General features: G+C 36.5%; 13 protein-coding genes. 7 read left to right on the forward strand and 6 right to left on the reverse strand.

Annotated elements, in window-relative coordinates:
- Positions 1–6: 6 nt before the first annotated feature.
- The 4 genes from H4K33_RS04715 to H4K33_RS04730 all read right to left on the reverse strand — a co-directional run bounded on the left by H4K33_RS04715 (position 7) and on the right by H4K33_RS04730 (position 7,171).
- Complete coding sequence (locus tag H4K33_RS04715; RefSeq protein WP_182647321.1) at positions 7–3,363, reverse strand: SusC/RagA family TonB-linked outer membrane protein; 3,357 nt, start codon at positions 3,361–3,363, stop codon at positions 7–9.
- 434 nt (positions 3,364–3,797) lie between these two features.
- Positions 3,798–4,244 carry a large conductance mechanosensitive channel protein MscL gene (gene mscL, locus H4K33_RS04720; protein ID WP_182647322.1) on the reverse strand — a complete coding sequence of 149 codons (447 nt, stop codon included), beginning with the start codon at positions 4,242–4,244 and terminating at the stop codon, positions 3,798–3,800.
- Positions 4,245–4,308: 64 nt separating this feature from the next.
- Positions 4,309–6,753: a bifunctional UDP-N-acetylmuramoyl-tripeptide:D-alanyl-D-alanine ligase/alanine racemase gene (locus tag H4K33_RS04725; RefSeq protein ID WP_182647323.1), complete on the reverse strand. Its 2,445-nt coding sequence runs from the start codon at positions 6,751–6,753 to the stop codon at positions 4,309–4,311.
- Between the two features lie 55 nt (positions 6,754–6,808).
- The gene (locus H4K33_RS04730; RefSeq protein ID WP_182647324.1) at positions 6,809–7,171 is read right to left on the reverse strand and encodes a DsrE family protein; all 363 of its coding nucleotides are present in this window, start codon (positions 7,169–7,171) and stop codon (positions 6,809–6,811) included.
- A 203-nt stretch (positions 7,172–7,374) separates the two neighbouring features.
- Between H4K33_RS04730 and H4K33_RS04735 the strand changes: the two genes are divergently transcribed.
- The 7 genes from H4K33_RS04735 to H4K33_RS04765 all read left to right on the forward strand — a co-directional run bounded on the left by H4K33_RS04735 (position 7,375) and on the right by H4K33_RS04765 (position 14,615).
- Positions 7,375–7,935 carry a YeeE/YedE family protein gene (locus H4K33_RS04735; protein WP_182647379.1) on the forward strand — a complete coding sequence of 187 codons (561 nt, stop codon included), beginning with the start codon at positions 7,375–7,377 and terminating at the stop codon, positions 7,933–7,935.
- Between the two features lie 10 nt (positions 7,936–7,945).
- The gene (locus tag H4K33_RS04740; protein WP_182647325.1) at positions 7,946–8,359 is read left to right on the forward strand and encodes a DUF6691 family protein; all 414 of its coding nucleotides are present in this window, start codon (positions 7,946–7,948) and stop codon (positions 8,357–8,359) included.
- Between the two features lie 82 nt (positions 8,360–8,441).
- Positions 8,442–9,074 (forward strand): Crp/Fnr family transcriptional regulator, encoded by a 633-nt coding sequence (locus H4K33_RS04745; protein ID WP_182647326.1) that lies wholly within the window; start codon positions 8,442–8,444, stop codon positions 9,072–9,074.
- Between the two features lie 6 nt (positions 9,075–9,080).
- Entirely contained in the window at positions 9,081–9,866 is a 786-nt protein-coding gene (locus tag H4K33_RS04750; protein WP_182647327.1) for a sulfite exporter TauE/SafE family protein, read from the forward strand.
- 72 nt (positions 9,867–9,938) lie between these two features.
- Positions 9,939–11,366, forward strand: a complete 1,428-nt coding sequence (locus H4K33_RS04755) for a rhodanese-like domain-containing protein (RefSeq protein ID WP_182647328.1) — start codon at positions 9,939–9,941, stop codon at positions 11,364–11,366.
- A gap of 5 nt (positions 11,367–11,371) precedes the next feature.
- Complete coding sequence (gene trxA, locus H4K33_RS04760) at positions 11,372–11,689, forward strand: thioredoxin (RefSeq protein ID WP_182647329.1); 318 nt, start codon at positions 11,372–11,374, stop codon at positions 11,687–11,689.
- Between the two features lie 190 nt (positions 11,690–11,879).
- Entirely contained in the window at positions 11,880–14,615 is a 2,736-nt protein-coding gene (locus H4K33_RS04765) for a pitrilysin family protein (RefSeq protein WP_182647330.1), read from the forward strand.
- A 50-nt stretch (positions 14,616–14,665) separates the two neighbouring features.
- Here the strand turns inward: H4K33_RS04765 and H4K33_RS04770 are convergent, their stop codons facing one another.
- Positions 14,666–15,484: a hypothetical protein gene (locus tag H4K33_RS04770; RefSeq protein WP_182647331.1), complete on the reverse strand. Its 819-nt coding sequence runs from the start codon at positions 15,482–15,484 to the stop codon at positions 14,666–14,668.
- 71 nt (positions 15,485–15,555) lie between these two features.
- Complete coding sequence (lepA, locus tag H4K33_RS04775) at positions 15,556–17,352, reverse strand: translation elongation factor 4 (RefSeq protein ID WP_182647332.1); 1,797 nt, start codon at positions 17,350–17,352, stop codon at positions 15,556–15,558.
- Positions 17,353–17,532: the final 180 nt, after the last annotated feature.

The following is a 17,532-nucleotide window of genomic DNA, read 5'->3' on the forward strand; positions in this document are numbered from 1 at the left end:
ACAAATTTAAAATCCAACATTTAACGTTAATGTATATTGGCTAGTAACTGGCATTGCAACACCTCCACTTTGGAAGAATTCAGGATCTTGACCATTTAACTTTTTATCTGAATAGATTAACCATGGATTTGTAGCCATAGCTCTTAAAGAAAAGTTAGTAAATCCAATTTTCTTCTTAAAGTACTCAGGGAATTCATAAGAAACAGAAATGTTTTTCAATCTCACGAAATCTCCTTTTGCTATTCTAGCTGTAGAATAGTTATAAGCATTGTAAGCTACAGCTAAGCTAGAAGCACCGTAGTTTCCTAACTGAGTTATGTCTGTAATTACTGGAATGTCAGTTCTAAGTTCATCGCCTGCAATCATCCAACGATCGTTCATATCTTTAGAGAACACATCTAGATCTGAATAAGACGAAGAGAACATAGGGTTTAATCTAACTTTGTTTCCACCTGAAGCTACAAAGAATAAGTTAACGCTCCAGTTTTTGTATGTAAATGTATTAGAGAAACCTAATGTTTTATTTGGTTCTGAAGAACCTTCATATTTCAAATAATCAGTAATATTTTGAGAATCTTGGAAGTTAGCACCAGTAACGTTATCAGTTTCTCCATTAGCCATAATAAAAGTTGGTAAACCTTCATTATTTAATCCTGTAAATTGGTAAGAGTATAAACTGTTACGTGGTTTTCCAACAACGTTTCCTCCAACACCTTGAACTAAGTCAATAACTCTAGCTCTATTTTGCAAACTTGTAATTTCTTGTTTGAAAACTGAAGCATTGATTGTAGAAGTCCATCTAAAGTCTTCTGATTTGATATTTGTTGTAGTAATACCAAACTCAAGACCTTTTAATTTCATATCTGCGTTATTTCCTAATTTTTGTTGCTCACCACCAACACCACTTGTACGTACAATATCGATCAAGTCGAATGCATTTCTTTGGTATGCATCAAAAGCAAGTTGAACTCTGTTATTGAACAATCCTAAATCAAAACCTACGTTAAGTTCATATTGTTTTTCCCAAGTTAAATCAGCATTTTGTAAAGCTTCGATTTCTAATCCGTTCTCGCGATTTCCTTGTAAATTACGGTAAGGGATTCTACTTCTATAAATAGCAGCAGAGTTTGTAGCTGGTCCTGCATTAGCAGTTAAACCATAAGAAGCTCTTAATGATAAATTACTAATTGTCTCGTTATCAATTAAGAATTTCTCTTGTTTCACATTCCATTTCCCAGCAACAGTCCAAGTTGGCAACCATCTTGAAGATGAAGAATCACCTTGTCTGTTAGATCCGTCATAACGACCTGTTACAGCGATTGTATATCTGTTATCAAATGTATATCCGATACGTGAAAAGAAAGCTAATGTACGTTCTCTTTCTTCAGCAAATGTAAAATACTGACCTCCATTATCGATCAATTTTTCTAATGCAGTCATGTTAGGATAAGAAGTTAACCCTCTATCATACTGTACACCATGAGATAAAAAGTAGTCATTACTACGGTTTACAACTCTCATCTCAGTACCACCAAATACATCAAGTTCATGTTTATCATTAAACACGTCATTGTATGTAAAACTATTTCTCAAGTAGAATGACGTTAAGTCATTTGTAAAGTTTCTGCGCATACCTCCATTTGGCATAACAGCAACTCCAGGTTTATTTGGATCGTTTGGATCTTTATATAAATAAATATTTTGATCTCTTTCTACCGTATTAGTTGCCGCATTGTAAGCAGCAATTACGTTAGATGTTTCTGTCAAACTGTGTACACGTTTTGTTGCAGCATAACGAGCAGCTCCATTTACATTATACGTAACTTTAGGAGAAATCTTGTAATCTGCATCGATTTGGAAACGAATATCTTTTACATCAATATCCATATAGTTAGATTCTAACTCATTTAAGATATTGAAATCCGCCCAGTTACTTCTGTGAAATTCATAATCACCATTATCTGTATAAGGACGTAATGTTCTACTTGTATTTAACGCGTAGCTAAATGGGTTAATATCAAAATCACGAGATACTGCTCCATTTACAACGTCAACTTCTCCATCATATGTACCAGGCGCTTTTTGATCACGCACCGATCCATTTACTGAAAGAGCTAAAGTAAATCTATCATTGATAAAGAATGTATTCTTTAAGTTCATTGTCAAACGGTGAACTTTATCAGCAACTGTCCATCCTGGATCAGCAAAATATCCTACTGAAGCAAAGTATGCATTATTCTTACCTCCTCCAGAGAAACTCAATGAGTGACTTTGAGAAATTGCAGGTCTGAATAATGTTTTAAACCAATTTGTATTAGCTAATTCATGTTTTTGTAAGAATGTATTTTTTCCTACTCTATCATTGATATACTGAAATTTATCCTCTTCTGAGTCGTAGTTATTTACTCCTCTATAGTACATATTATAAACACCACCATATCTACCATTTAAAGAGTTTGGATATGTAATATGTCCTTTTTTCTCTAACTCTTGATAAACGTCCATTGTTTGTTGAGAATTCATAATATCGTAACGTCCATAGTTAGGAACTGTACGTACAGTATTCTCCATTGAGTATGAAATAGCTAAAGGGCTTTCTTTACGACCTGATTTTGTAGTAATAACTACAACCCCGTTCATCGCACGAGATCCGTAGATAGCAGTAGCAGAAGCATCTTTTAAGATATCGATACTTTGAACATCATCCGCGTTTAATCCTGCAATCGCAGAACTCAATAACGTTTCTGAGTTACCTGAAGCTAAATCTTCGAAAGATACGTTTACGATATCTTCTTGCACCACACCATCAATAACCCATAAAGGTTTTGTATCTCCCATAATAGAAGAAGCACCACGTACAGTAATTTTAGGAGCAGCTCCGAAAGTACCCGTAACGTTTTGTACTGTTACACCCGCAGCTTTCCCTTCAATCATTCTACTTACGTCTGTAACACCATCAACTTTTAACTCTTTAGCTTCGATACGGCTTACCGCACCAGCTTCTTTACGTTTTGATAAAGTTTGGTACCCGGTATTAATAACTACCTCTTGCATCACTGCGCTGTCGTCTTTTAAAACAACGTTTACAACACTAGCTTTACCAACTTTTTTCTCAACTGTAACTGTCCCTACAAACTGGAATACTAAAACAGCATTCTCATCTTTTACGTTAATAGAGTAGTTACCGTCAAAATCGGTACCAACACCCTCTTGGGTTCCTTTAATTAACACACTAGCTCCTGGCAGACCTAACCCGTCTTCACCAGTAACTTGTCCTGTAACCTTTCTACTTTGTGCAAACCCCTCATTTACCATTAGTAAGGCGGCTATAACAAAGAAGAAATGAAGTACAATTTTCCTCATGTTTTATTAATTTTAAATTGTTTAACAAACAAATAACAAAAAATCGACATATGCTAATTTTATGTTATTTTTTTACAATCTGAAAAAGTTAAAAAATGTACCGCCTTGTTTTGCAAGCAATTACACGACTACGTCTTAAAACCCAATCATAGCACGCAATATACAGCTTATCACAGCGAATAACAAAGTCTTAAAATATTGCACTATAAATAAAAAAAAGGAGTTAACAAAACTAAAAGAAATACAAGTATCAAATAAAAATAGAAATTAAGTTAACAATAACTATAAAAAATATTAGAGCTGACTATTTTTCTTAAAAAAACATTTAACACAATTCAATTTTAATAGTATAAAATTCAACGATTACACAAGGGCAAAAAAAAAGATCGGCAACTGCCGATCTTTTTTTTTTGTATGCAAATAGGTATCAAACCTTATTTTCCTTGATTTTTCAACAAATCTCTGATTTCCGCCAACAAATCTTCTTGCGTTGGTGCTGGTGGTCCTGCTGGTTCTGGTTCTGCCGCAGCTGCTTCTTTCTTTCTCAATTGGTTAATTCCTTTTACCATGATAAATACACACAGCGCTAACAATGTAAAGTTAATTACCTCCGTAATAAAACTACCGTAAGCAAAAATAACGTTTCCGTCAACACCTCTTGCCGCAGCTAATGGCGCACCGTCAGGAGCCTCTCCTTTTAATACTACATACATATTAGTAAAATCTGGCGTTCCAATAATTGCAGAAACTATAGGCATAATAACATCATTCACGATACTTGTAACGATTTTACCAAATGCCCCTCCAATGATAACCCCTACTGCTAGGTCCATTACATTGCCTTTTACAGCAAATTCTTTAAATTCTTTTAAAAATCCCATAGTTAAATTTTTATTGATTGGTTTTAACAAAAATACTTATTTTATTCTAAAAAAAAACTTTTTTTTACTCTTCAAAGAAAATTCTTTTAACTCTTTGAGATACACTTGTTATAATCTCATATGGTATTGTTTCTATAGCCCTTGCAATAATTGTCGTAGGAAGGTTTTCTCCAAAAATCACCACCTCATCTCCTTCTTTGCAATCAATTTGAGTAACATCGACCATTAGCATATCCATACAAATCGAACCAGTTATGGGAGCTTTCTGATTTTGGATTAAAACATATCCTCCTTTACTTCCCCATAAACGGTGAACTCCATCGGCGTATCCAATAGGAACTGTTGCTATTTTAGTTGATTGAACTGCTCTAAAACGTCGGCCATACCCTACACTCTCGCCTGCATCAATTTCTTTCACCTGCATGATACGCGTCTTTAATGTTCCCACATTTTGTAGACACGACATTTCCTCTTTGTCATTTCCTATTCCGTACAATCCTATTCCCAATCGAACCATATCCATTTGATAGGCTGAAAAATTATAAATCCCTGATGTATTCAAAATATGCAAAATCGGATCAATATGCAATTGCTCCTTAATATAGATACTGTTTTTTTGAAAGTGCATTATTTGGGCTAAAGTAAAATCGCGATACTCTTCCATATCACTAGATGACAAATGGGAGAAGATTGATTTTACTTCTAATGCATTGGTGTGTTTTAAAATTGCAATCAATTCATCTAGTTCTTCTGTCGTAAAACCGTGACGATGCATTCCTGTTTCTACCTTAATATGTATCGGATATTGATAGGCATTTTTTTCGCGTACAAGTTGAAGAAAGGCACGCAGCTCTCGAATCGAATAAATCTCCGGTTCTAAATCATACGCCAACATCGTAGAAAAAGCGCCAATCTCAGGATTCATCACAATGATATTCATTTTAATCCCTGCTTTTCGCAAAGCAATTCCTTCATCTGCAAAAGCAACTCCTAAATAGTTTACTTTTTCATGCTCTAGCAATTTGGCAATTTCAACACTACCGTGTCCATAGCCAAAAGCTTTAACCATTACCATAGTCTTTGTTTCGGCTTTGAGTTTAGAACGATAAAAGTTTAAATTATTTCGAATCGCAGTCAGGTTAACTTCTAATACGGTTTCATGCGTTTTTTCTTCTAACAAGCTGACAATTTTATCGAAGCGAAACCCTCTTGCTCCTTTGATTAAAATTGTCTCTTCTGTAAATTCATCCACAGCTACTTTCTGCAAGAATTCATCAGTAGACGAAAATGTTCGCACTGCAGCAGAGTCGCCCATGTACTGACTTATTTCTTCTCCAATACAAATTACTTTGCCAATGTGATAGCTTATCAACAATTGTTTGGCTTGTTGATACAATTCAGCTGGTGCTAAACCACTGTGAAAAATATCTGATAGGATTACCGTTTTATTAAGGTTACTTCGATGTTTTTCTAAGAAATCTAGAGCAATGCTCAGTGATTGAAAATCGGAACTATAGGCATCGTCAATAATAGAACAGTTGTTAATTCCAGTTTTCACTTGTAAACGCAATTCAACCGCATATAACTTTTTGATGCGCGCCTGTATTGTGTCAATACTGTATTGCATAGTGAGCATCGTCAGGATACAGGTCATACAATTTTGTACTGCAAATGAATCTGTAAAAGGGAGTTCTACTGTAAAAGTTTCTACCTTATTATATATAAGAATTAATTCACCCGCCTGCATCTTTCCGTATAAGTCTGCCCCTGAATCAGTTAAACTCCAACTTATATAGGTAGAGGATGAAGGTACAGCCGCAAGAATTCGCTCGTCTTTTTCGCCAATTATCGTTGGGGTATCAGCGAATAATTGCATCTTTTCTCGAATCTTCTGCTCTTCACTTTCAAATCCATCTTGATGTTCACTGGTAAGAGCCGTTATAATACCAATTGTAGGTTGCACAATTGGCTGTAAAAATTTCATTTCATCAACTGTAGAAATTCCGACTTCGAACAGACCAATCGTATGTTGTTCCGTCATGCCAAAAACCGACAGTGGAACTCCTGTTTGCGAATTGTAACTCTTGGGACTTTTGATGATGGAATACTCCTTACTCAACAGAAAATTCAACCATTCTTTAACTACGGTCTTCCCTCTGCTTCCGGTAATTCCTATAACGGGAATATCATATTTTGACCTATTCCACGCAGCAGCTTGCTGCAAGGCTTGTAACGTATTTTGAACTACAAAATACGTTACTCCCTCTTGCTCTATAATTTTTGTACGATCTGATACTACAAAATAGCGTATTCCTGACTGAATGAGTTCTTCAATATACGCATGACCGTTGTGATTTTGTCCAACTAATGCAAAGAATAAAGTTGTACGATCATTTAACAGGCTTCTACTGTCAACAGAAACGCGGTTAATTTCGAAATGCGTTTCTCCTTTATTTCCAACTACCTCAGCTTGCAAGTACGAAGTGAAGTTCGCAGTATCAATATTCATTAGTTTGTCTTTATTTATTTCGACACAAAGGTAAAAAGAGTCGATCTTCTGACCGCTATAAATTACATTTAATATAGGCCCACCCTTCTTCTTGTTTTTCTATAATTGCTATTAATCCCGAAGGAACGTAAGCAACGTGCTCAAAAATATCCGCTTTGTCTATTTGACGCACGCGAATTGTATTTTCGCAAGCAAAGAACTGAACTCCTTTTTGCATCGCTTGTTTGAGGGCATCGCCTACCATTGTTTTTGTTTTTCTCACCATACCGATTGCCGGTCCATGAACTACTACATGGATTTCAACATCTTCGCCCCAGTGATTGCGCACATTCGTTACATAGGTCATTAATGCGTTTTGCTCATTGATATTTTCTGTATTCATCTGAAAAACAACTCTATGTTTCTTTCCTGTATTCATAATTGTACTCGTTTAGTTTTTGTCTTTTTGTTGATTAATTATAAAGCTACTAAATCCTTTTTCATTATCCGATATTTTCCTTCGTTTTTTACAACATTTATACTCTATTTTCTAGAATTAAGGTTTAGTGTATCAAAAGTTACTTTACGGTTGCAAAATAATATAGACATTTGTTCCATACGAAAATTAATAAACTTGTTATGATGCATTGGATTTACGAGCCTTGGCCTTGGTATATTGGTGGTATTTTTATCGCTACAACTTTAGTATTACTCTTATTTATGGGGAAAACTTTTGGTTTTTCTTCCAATTTAAGAACAATGTGTTCCATGATGGGAGCTGGAAAAACATGCGATTTTTTCTGTTTCAATTGGAAAGCCCAAACGTGGAACTTGCTCTTCCTAGTCGGAACCATACTTGGTGGATTGATCGCCTATCACTTTCTAAGTGTAGATGGAGCTGCTATTCCGTTAGGGGAATCGACCGTTCAAAAACTGCATGATTTAGGCATAGAGAGCGCTGGTCAGGCTTACGTTCCTACGGAACTTTTTAGCAACGAATCTTTTTCTTCTTTCAAAACCATTCTTTTACTTCTACTTGCCGGTTTTTTTGTTGGTTTTGGATCGAGATATGCCGGTGGATGTACCTCTGGACACGCAATCTCAGGCTTGAGTAACTTTCAACTGCCATCTCTCATCGCGATTATTGGCTTTTTTATCGGTGGATTGATCATGGTACACCTAATTTTTCCACTTATCTTTTAATGCTTACAAAATGAAAAAAATAGCGTATTTATTGGTTGGTATCTTATTTGGTATTGGCATGTTTAAATCAGGTGCTGCCTCGTGGTTTAGAATTTATGAAATGTTTCAATTTGACAGCTTCCACATGTATGGAATCATGGGAACTGCGTTAACTCTTGCCGTCCTTGCTACACAGTACATCAAGAAAAAAAACAGCAAAGACTTTTCTGGTAATCCCATTGTATTCTCTCCAAAAGAAAAAAGCATTCCCCGTTACTTACTTGGCGGTACTTTTTTTGGTCTTGGATGGGCGTTAGGTGGGGCTTGCCCTGGTCCGATGTTTGCCCTACTTGGGGCCGGTTTTTATCCAATCATCATCGCTATTATCGGTGCACTATTGGGAACTTGGTTTTATGGACTAGTCAAAAAGTGGTTGCCACATTAAAAAAAAGCGCAGATCGGCTTCTATTTTTGATACATAAACGCATTTAGAGTATCTTTAAATCCAAACAACTAGATGAGTTATTATGGGACATATAATTAAAGAGAAATATCGAAATCTTTTTGAAGAAAAGTTGCTAGATGAAATCATTGAAGTCTCTACTATTAAAGATTTTACAGAAGGAGAACGCCTGATGGAAATCGGTGAATACATCAAAAAAATCCCTCTTTTATTGTCTGGAGCGATAAAAATTATACGCGAAGATCAAAAAGAGGGCGAAATTGTATTGTATTACATAGAAGAAGGCGACACTTGTGCAATGACCTTAACGTGTTGTTTAGGAGAGACAAAGAGCCAAGTGCGTTCTATTGCCGAGAAAGACGGCAGTGTAATCTTAGTTCCCGTTAGCAAAATGGACGATTGGCTAGTTCGCTATAAAAGTTGGCGCAATTTTGTATTGAATAGCTATAACAATAGAATGAATGAGATGCTATCTGCAATCGACAGTTTGGCTTTTATGAATATGGAAGAGCGCTTGTGCAAGCTGCTTCAAGATAAAGCTAAGCTATACAACAGTAAATTCATTCACAATACGCACCAAGAATTGGCAGAAGAACTCAATACATCAAGGGTAGTGATCTCGCGTATTTTAAAAACCTTAGAAAATCAAGGCATCATTCGCCTAAACAGAAAATACATTGAATTGCTCAAAAACTAATCACTTATGGAGGTAGAAATCATTGGATATGGTTTAGCGCTTTTAGTAGGAATTTCACTAGGTTTAATAGGCAGTGGAGGATCTATTTTAACTGTCCCAATATTGGTGTACATTTTAAAAGTTGAGCCTTTCTTAGCAACAGCTTATTCCTTGTTTATTGTCGGGTCGACAGCCCTTGTTGGCGGAATTCAAAACGCTGTAAGCCGCAAAGTGAACTACAAGCTAGTTCTGCTTTTTGGAATTCCATCTCTACTAGCCGTATACGCGATGCGCGCTTTTGTCTTGCCTTTAGTTCCAGACACCCTGAGCATCGGATCTATCTCCCTTTCGAAGAATGTACTCCTCATGGTGCTTTTTGCCCTTGTTATGTTTGCTTCTTCTATGAAAATGATTCGTCCTAAAACGATCACTTCCAATGAAAATCAGCCTCAACCAAGTAAGTTAATTCTTCAAGGCGTTTTCATCGGTATTGTTGCAGGAACAGTAGGTGCAGGTGGAGGATTTCTAATCATTCCCGCCTTGGTTTTATTTGCCAACAGCAACATGAAAGAAGCAGTAGGCACGTCTCTGTTCATCGTTGCTATTCAATCGCTTATTGGCTTTTTGGGAGATATAAACAACCCTTTAATTGACTGGAATCTACTGTTAACGTTTAGCGCCATTTCAATCGCTGGAATTTTTTTGGGGATATTTCTTACGCGTTACATCCCAGACAACAATTTAAAAAAAGGTTTTGGCTATTTTGTTTTGCTAATGGCCTTATACATCTTCAGTAAGGAAGTGTTTTTTTAGTTTGTAACCTAAGTTACAGCACAATTCAAAACATCTTCTTACTTTTACTACTCAATAAAATAAACAAGACTTATGAAGATAGAACAAATTTATACCGGATGTTTAGCACAAGGTGCTTACTATATAGAGAGCAACGGAGAGGTTGCTATTATTGATCCCTTACGTGAAGTACAGCAATACGTTGACAAAGCGGACAAGGACCAAGCGAAGATTAAGTACATTTTCGAAACGCATTTTCACGCTGATTTCGTAAGTGGGCACGTAACTTTAGCAGAAAAAACGGGAGCTCCTATTGTATATGGACCAAATGCTAATCCTACATTTAAAGCGCATATTGCGCAAGATGGAGAGGTATTTCAATTGGGAAATATCACCATTACAGCTTTGCATACTCCAGGTCACACAATGGAGAGCACAACTTACTTATTAAAAGATGAAAACGGTAAAGACCACGCTATTTTCACTGGTGACACCTTGTTTTTAGGAGATGTAGGACGTCCTGATTTAGCGCAAAAAGCAGCTAGTTTAACGCAAGAACAATTAGCCGCGACTTTATACCACAGTTTACGCGATAAAATCATGCCTTTGGCAGATGATGTTATTGTCTACCCAGCACACGGAGCGGGATCTGCTTGTGGCAAAAACTTGAGTAAAGAAACTGTTGGAACTTTAGGGGATCAAAAACAAACCAATTACGCACTACGTGCAGATATGACAGAAGCAGAATTTGTCAAAGAAGTGACAGACGGTTTATTGCCTCCTCCTGCGTATTTCCCTTTAAACGTAAAGCTCAACAAAGAAGGGTACGACAACGTAGAAAATATCATCCAGAACAACCAAGCCCTACAGCCCAATGATTTCGAAGTTTTAGCAGACGAATCTGGTGCTTTAGTACTCGATGTTCGCTCAGCCGCTGATTTTGCTCAAGGTCATATTCCAGGATCAATTTTTATTGGTTTAGACGGACAATTTGCTCCATGGGTAGGTGCTTTAATCACAGATATCAAACAACCCATCTTGATTATCGCTCCTGAAGGACGTGAACAAGAATGTATCATCCGCTTATCACGCGTTGGGTATGACAACTCACTCGGGTATTTAGCTGGTGGTTTTAACGCTTGGAAAAATGCAGGTAAAGAATATGACACCATCCAACAAGTAACGGCTAGTGAATTAGAAACAGCAATGAACACTGGAGATATCACCATTTTTGACGTGAGAAAACCAGGTGAATTCAACGCCTCTCACATTCAATACAAAAACTTAAACCACACACCACTCGATTTCTTGAATGATCATTTAGCAGCATTCCCAACAACAGGAAACTTCTATATACACTGTGCAGGTGGATATCGTTCACTCATTGCCGCTTCTATTTTGAAAGCAAGAGGTTATCACAATATGATTGATGTTATTGGTGGATTTGGTGCAATCAAAAACACGGGAATTGCATTAGAAGACAACAGTTGTACTTCTACTTGTTCTTCTAATTTAAAATAAAACACATGACAAAATTTGAAGCGTTAATTCAATCGGACCAATTTGTTTTGGTCGACTTTTTCGCTACATGGTGCGGACCTTGTCAAATGCAAGCCCCTGTTTTGGAAGAAGTAAAAGCAACTTTAAAGGATGAAATTACCATCATCAAAATTGACGTTGATAAAAATCAGGCCCTTACAGCACAATACAGTACCCAATACAACATGAGAGGTGTTCCTACCTTGATGTTATTTAGACAAGGGAAACTCTTGTGGAAACAATCCGGATATACAGATAAACAGACGTTGCTGTATCAATTCGACCAGTTTAAAAACAAGTATTGAAAACGCTATTTTTTATCTGCCTAGAAAATAAATGAAGCACTTCGCTTAAACGAAGTGCTTTTTTTTATGCGTTTTTTAACAAAAACACCCTAATAAATCGGTAACAATTAAAAAAAATCGCGACTTATCACGTATTAGATTAAATCTCCACAAAGAGACTTAAACCAAAAAAACATCATAATTAATTTACATGAAAAGAATTTTTTACACACTTGTATTAGCCAGTGCTATTGGTTTCACCAATTTCACTGTCGCACAACAAAAAAGCAAGGCAGCATTTGTCACGCAAGTCGAAGACATTAAGGAATACAAACTAAGCAATGGGCTTCAGGTTTTATTACTTCCAGATGCCTCTCAAAACAACTTGGTTGTAAACATTGTTTACAAAGTGGGGTCTAAACACGAAGGATATGGGGAAAAAGGGATGGCTCACTTATTAGAGCACATGCTTTTTAAGAGCACTAAAAACTTAGGAGATATCAAGAAAATGCTTTCGGACAAAGGAGGCTCAGCCAATGGAACAACGTATTACGATAGAACGAATTACTATGAAGTATTCCCTTCTACAGACGAGAACTTAGCATGGGCCTTAGAAATGGAAGCGGATCGTATGGTTAACGCGACTATTCTTCAGGAAGATTTAGATAAGGAGTTCTCTGTGGTACGCAATGAGTTTGAGATTGGAGAAAATGACCCAACAAGTGTATTAATGGAGCGCACAGCGAATACGGCCTACTTATGGCACAATTACGGATTGAGCACCATTGGTTCTAAAGAAGATATTGAACGTGTAAAAACACCTCAGCTAAGACGTTTTTACGAAAAATACTACCAACCTGACAACGCGGTATTAGTGGTTGCGGGAAAATTTGACGAACAAAAAGCAATCGAATACATCGAACAATACTTTTCGGTAATTCCGAGACCAACCCGTGTATTAGATGAAATCCTTACTGTAGAACCAGCACAAGATGGTGAGAAATACATTGAAGTAAAACGCAATGGAGACAGCAAACACATCCAAATGCTGTATCACACTGCCTCTTATGCTGACAAAGATTTTGCTGCGCTAGAGGCTTTAGAACATATTTTAAACAACGATCCATCTGGTTATTTACATCAAGCCTTAGTTGAAACACAAAAGGTATCCTCTTTATGGGCCTATAGTCCAACTGTAAGAGATGCGAGCTTTATGCTATTCAATTTTGACGTACCGAATGACAAAGACCAAATGAAAACCTTAGCTGATATTAAAGCTGAAGTAGCCAAAATTGGAGATCTTGCGTATACACAAGCTGATTTAGATCGCGCAAAAACAAGCTTACTTAAGGATATCGAATCCCTACAAAACAATACGATTGGAACGGCAATTAACTTAACGGAAATCATTGGTTCAGGTGATTATCGCTTGGCGTTCTTACACCGTGACAATATTGAAAACTTAACTTTAGAAGATATCCAACGCGTAGCAAAGAAATACTTCAAAAACAACAACCGTACAGTAGGTTTATTCATCCCAACAAAAGATGAAGTTCGCGTAAAACCAAGTGAATTCTTAAATACAGATATCGAGAATTTAGTAAAAGATTACAAAGGAAAAGAAACCTCTCACGATATTAGAGATTTTGCTCCAACGATTGCCAATTTAGAGCAGAACTATACTTCTGGTCAACTGAATAATGGCATGAAATACGGTATTATAGACAAAGATCTAAAAGGAGAAAAAGTAAATATTTTCGTACAAATTCCAGTTGGAGACCAAAAAGATTTACTCCACAAACAATACATCGGAAGCTTTACTGCTGATTTATTGACAACAGGAACAACAACAAGATCAAAACAAGAAATCCAAGACCAATTGGATCAGTTAAAATCAAGTGTTAGTATTCGTTTCTCAGGTCAACACATTTTAATTTCAGTTTCTTCTTATCGAAATACCATTAAAGAAACAATGGATATTTTAAACGATGTGTTGAAAAATCCTGTATTTCCTGAAAGTGAACTGGCTAAATTAAAATTAGAACACACTACGTATTTAGAGAGTACTTTAAATGATCCTCAAACGGTTGCTTTCAACAGAATATCACAGTTGACATCTAATGAAGAAAAGGGAAGTATTTACTATTCAGCGTCAACTCAAGAAGACATTGACGGATCTAAGGCTGTAACCATTGAACAAATCAAGGCCTTTTACGCGAAATTCTTTGGCGCAAATAACGGAGTTGCCACCGTGTTGGGTATGCAAAACCAAGAAGAAGTTAAGACATTGCTCGAGGGAGTTTTAGGAAACTGGAACAACCAAGCGGCATTTGAAAGAGCTTATCCAAAGGCGTTTGCAACGAAACAAGCAAAAGAAATTATTCAAACTCCAGATAAAGAAAACGCTGCTGCTGTTGGTCAATTAAACTTTGAGATGAATAAATCGAATCCAGACTTCCCTGCCTTAACGTTTGCCAATGAAGTAATGGGTGGCGGATTTATGACTGCTCGTATCCCACAGCGCTTACGTGAAAAAGAGGGAATTAGCTACGGTGCTGGTACAGCATTAACGGTTCCTAATAATCCTAATATCAACACTTCGAGCTGGATGATTTACGCTTTCTTAAATCCAACAAAACGAGGAGAAGTTGAAACTGCGATCAATGAAGAATTCACCAAGCTTGTTGCAGACGGAATTACAGAGGAAGAATTAAAAGCAAACAAATTAAGTTGGAAAAGCGCGAGACAAACAGCTCTTGGTAATGACAACTACTTGCTATCGTTGTCAAACTTATACTTGACCTTCGACATTCCATTCAGCGATTTTGATAAGTTAAATGCTGATATTGAAAAATTAACCGTAAAACAAGTGAATACTGCAATTAAAAAATACTTGCAACCATCAAAATTCACTACTATTTACGTTGGTGATTTTACTAAAAAATAACAACAAAAAACCTCTTGCACTGCAAGAGGTTTTTTTATTTTCAACTTTGTTTAACACGCAAAATCTACTGTTGTTGTTCCTGCTAAATACAAATAGTGTTTTGCTCCTTTAGACAAGTATAGTTCTACACTCTTTTGTTCGTATTCGGCGGATGTATCAAAAACAAAATCCAATAGACCATCATTATCTAAATCACCAACAAATAACAATTGTACAAAGGTATCATTGAAATGAGGGATATCTAAAACCAATTGTTCTTCACCCCCATCAATACTCAAGTACAATTTATAATCCTGAAACAATTTAAAGGTCTTTTCCTGCTCTGAATCATCCGTATAAAGATAAGAGTCCATCTGTTTGCCTTCTGCTCTTAAAACGTATGTTTTGCCCTTGAAAACGTATTCCTGTGGTGCTTCTGGCCAAAGGGGCACTTCTTTGATGGTTAAGGTCTCTTTTTTTCCTTTGAGAATATCCTTCGTATCACTAAAGAAGAGAATTGGTCCTTCTTCTTCTGTAGAAATAGCTCCGATCACTTCAGACTCGGTACATTCATTCATTTCTACTTGTAATTCATACTTGGCCTTGCGCACTTGAAACTGTCCATTTGATTCAAACAAAGCCAACCATTTCGAATTGATTTTAGCAACTTCTTCACCGTAGAAATCCTTGTCATAGAACATCGGTAAAAGAACATCCATGCCAATTTTCTCTTCTCTTGGTAAAATCTCTTTTTTGGTCGTACTAGGTGTTACCTCTTCCTCTAGAGCCACGTGTTCAATTTTTTCAGGTTGAGCAATAGGTTCTGCTTTAGGGGTATCTTTACATCCCCACAAAGCTACCATAGCTACCAATACTATTCCCTTTTTCATCTTGCTTAATTTTTGACAAAAAAAAGACTATCCCAAAATGAGATAGTCTATTATATTACGACTAATTCGTCTTAATCATTTAATTTCAATACAGCCATGAACGCTTCTTGAGGAATCTCTACGTTTCCTACTTGACGCATGCGTTTCTTTCCTGCTTTTTGTTTTTCTAATAATTTACGTTTACGAGAAATATCCCCTCCGTAACATTTTGCAGTAACGTCTTTACGCAATGCTTTCACTGTTTCACGAGCGATGACTTTCACTCCGATAGCTGCTTGAATAGGAATATCAAACTGTTGACGTGGGATTAATTCTTTCAATTTCTCACACATCTTTTTCCCAATATGATACGCGTTATCTGCGTGCATCAAAGCCGACAATGCATCTACTACGTTTGCATTCAACATCACGTCTACTTTTACTAAGTTTGACGTGCGCATTCCAATTGGCGAATAATCGAATGAAGCATATCCTTTAGAAACTGTTTTTAATCGGTCATAGAAATCGAATACAATTTCTGCCAAAGGCATATCAAACATCAACTCAACACGATCTTCAGTTAAATATGTTTGGTTGGTGATGATTCCGCGTTTTTCAATACACAAACTCATTACAGGTCCTACGAAATCCGATTTTGTAATGATCGTTGCTTTGATATAAGGTTCTTCTACGCGTTCTAATTTTGAAGGTTCTGGTAAGTCAGACGGGTTGTTTACCACGATTGGCGTCTCCGGATTTTTCTTGGTGTATGCCAAATAAGACACGTTGGGAACTGTTGTAATCACCGTCATGTTAAACTCGCGTTCTAAGCGCTCTTGAATGATCTCCATGTGTAACATTCCCAAGAATCCACAACGGAAACCAAAACCTAAAGCAGCAGAGCTCTCCGCAGCAAAAACCAAAGAAGCATCGTTCAATTGCAATTTCTCCATAGAGTTACGCAATTCTTCGTAATCTTCCGTATCTACAGGGTAAATCCCTGCGAATACCATTGGTTTTACGTTTTCGAATCCCTCAATCATATTTTGTGTAGGCACTTTAGCATCCGTAATTGTATCTCCTACTTTTACTTCTCTTGCTTCTTTAATACCCGAAATTAGATATCCTACGTCTCCACTTGAGATAACTTGTTTAGGTACTTGATTCAGTTTTAAAGTTCCAATTTCATCGGCAAAGTACTCTTTACCTGTAGCCATAAATTTGATCTTCTGACCTTTTGAAATCTTCCCGTTGATTACGCGGAAGATTACCTCAATTCCTCTAAAAGGGTTGTATACTGAGTCAAAAATCAAGGCTTGTAAAGGTTCTTCTACATCGCCTTTTGGTGCAGGAACTCTTTCAATAATTGCGGCTAATATATCTTCAACACCCAATCCTGTTTTACCAGAAGCAGGAATAATTTCTTCGTAATCACAACCTAATAGGTTTACGATATCATCACTTACTTCTTCTGGATTAGCACTTGGTAAGTCAATTTTATTCAATACAGGAATAATAGTTAAATCATTCTCTAAAGCTAAATAAAGGTTTGATATGGTTTGTGCTTGAATACTTTGAGCAGCATCAACAATCAACAACGCACCTTCACATGCAGCAATAGATCTAGAAACTTCGTAAGAGAAATCTACGTGTCCTGGTGTGTCAATTAAGTTTAATATATATTTTTCGCCTTTGTATTCATACTCCATTTGGATGGCATGAGATTTAATTGTAATCCCTCTTTCACGCTCCAAATCCATACTGTCCAAAAGCTGATTTTGTTGCTCACGTGCAGTTACCGTTTGTGTAGCATCTAACAAACGATCTGCTAACGTACTCTTACCATGGTCAATGTGAGCAATAATACAAAAGTTTCTAATGTTCTTCATCTTGGTTATATCCATTATTATAAGATCAATAAAGTAAAAAAGTCAGAAGAAATAGGACTTCTTATCCCCGTGATCTAAGTTGTAAGGCTTTCGTTTTATTTCAATTACAAACAATACGCCTATATTTTGCAAATATACTTTAAAGTTTGAATTTTTTGACGAGATATTCACTTTTAATCA

This window comes from Myroides sp. WP-1 (assembly GCF_014145635.1).
Taxonomy (GTDB): domain Bacteria; phylum Bacteroidota; class Bacteroidia; order Flavobacteriales; family Flavobacteriaceae; genus Flavobacterium.

Bases quoted from the DNA above. Each gene is read 5' to 3' on its own strand.
- lepA (WP_182647332.1), bottom strand. From the start codon at position 17,352: ATGAAGAACATTAGAAACTTTTGTATTATTGCTCACATTGACCATGGT.
- trxA (WP_182647329.1), top strand. From the start codon at position 11,372: ATGACAAAATTTGAAGCGTTAATTCAATCGGACCAATTTGTTTTGGTC.
- H4K33_RS04745 (WP_182647326.1), top strand. From the start codon at position 8,442: ATGGGACATATAATTAAAGAGAAATATCGAAATCTTTTTGAAGAAAAG.
- H4K33_RS04755 (WP_182647328.1), top strand. From the start codon at position 9,939: ATGAAGATAGAACAAATTTATACCGGATGTTTAGCACAAGGTGCTTAC.
- mscL (WP_182647322.1), bottom strand. From the start codon at position 4,244: ATGGGATTTTTAAAAGAATTTAAAGAATTTGCTGTAAAAGGCAATGTA.
- H4K33_RS04715 (WP_182647321.1), bottom strand. From the start codon at position 3,363: ATGAGGAAAATTGTACTTCATTTCTTCTTTGTTATAGCCGCCTTACTA.
- H4K33_RS04765 (WP_182647330.1), top strand. From the start codon at position 11,880: ATGAAAAGAATTTTTTACACACTTGTATTAGCCAGTGCTATTGGTTTC.
- H4K33_RS04730 (WP_182647324.1), bottom strand. From the start codon at position 7,171: ATGAATACAGGAAAGAAACATAGAGTTGTTTTTCAGATGAATACAGAA.
- H4K33_RS04770 (WP_182647331.1), bottom strand. From the start codon at position 15,484: ATGAAAAAGGGAATAGTATTGGTAGCTATGGTAGCTTTGTGGGGATGT.
- H4K33_RS04740 (WP_182647325.1), top strand. From the start codon at position 7,946: ATGAAAAAAATAGCGTATTTATTGGTTGGTATCTTATTTGGTATTGGC.
- H4K33_RS04725 (WP_182647323.1), bottom strand. From the start codon at position 6,753: ATGAATATTGATACTGCGAACTTCACTTCGTACTTGCAAGCTGAGGTA.
- H4K33_RS04735 (WP_182647379.1), top strand. From the start codon at position 7,375: ATGCATTGGATTTACGAGCCTTGGCCTTGGTATATTGGTGGTATTTTT.
- H4K33_RS04750 (WP_182647327.1), top strand. From the start codon at position 9,081: ATGGAGGTAGAAATCATTGGATATGGTTTAGCGCTTTTAGTAGGAATT.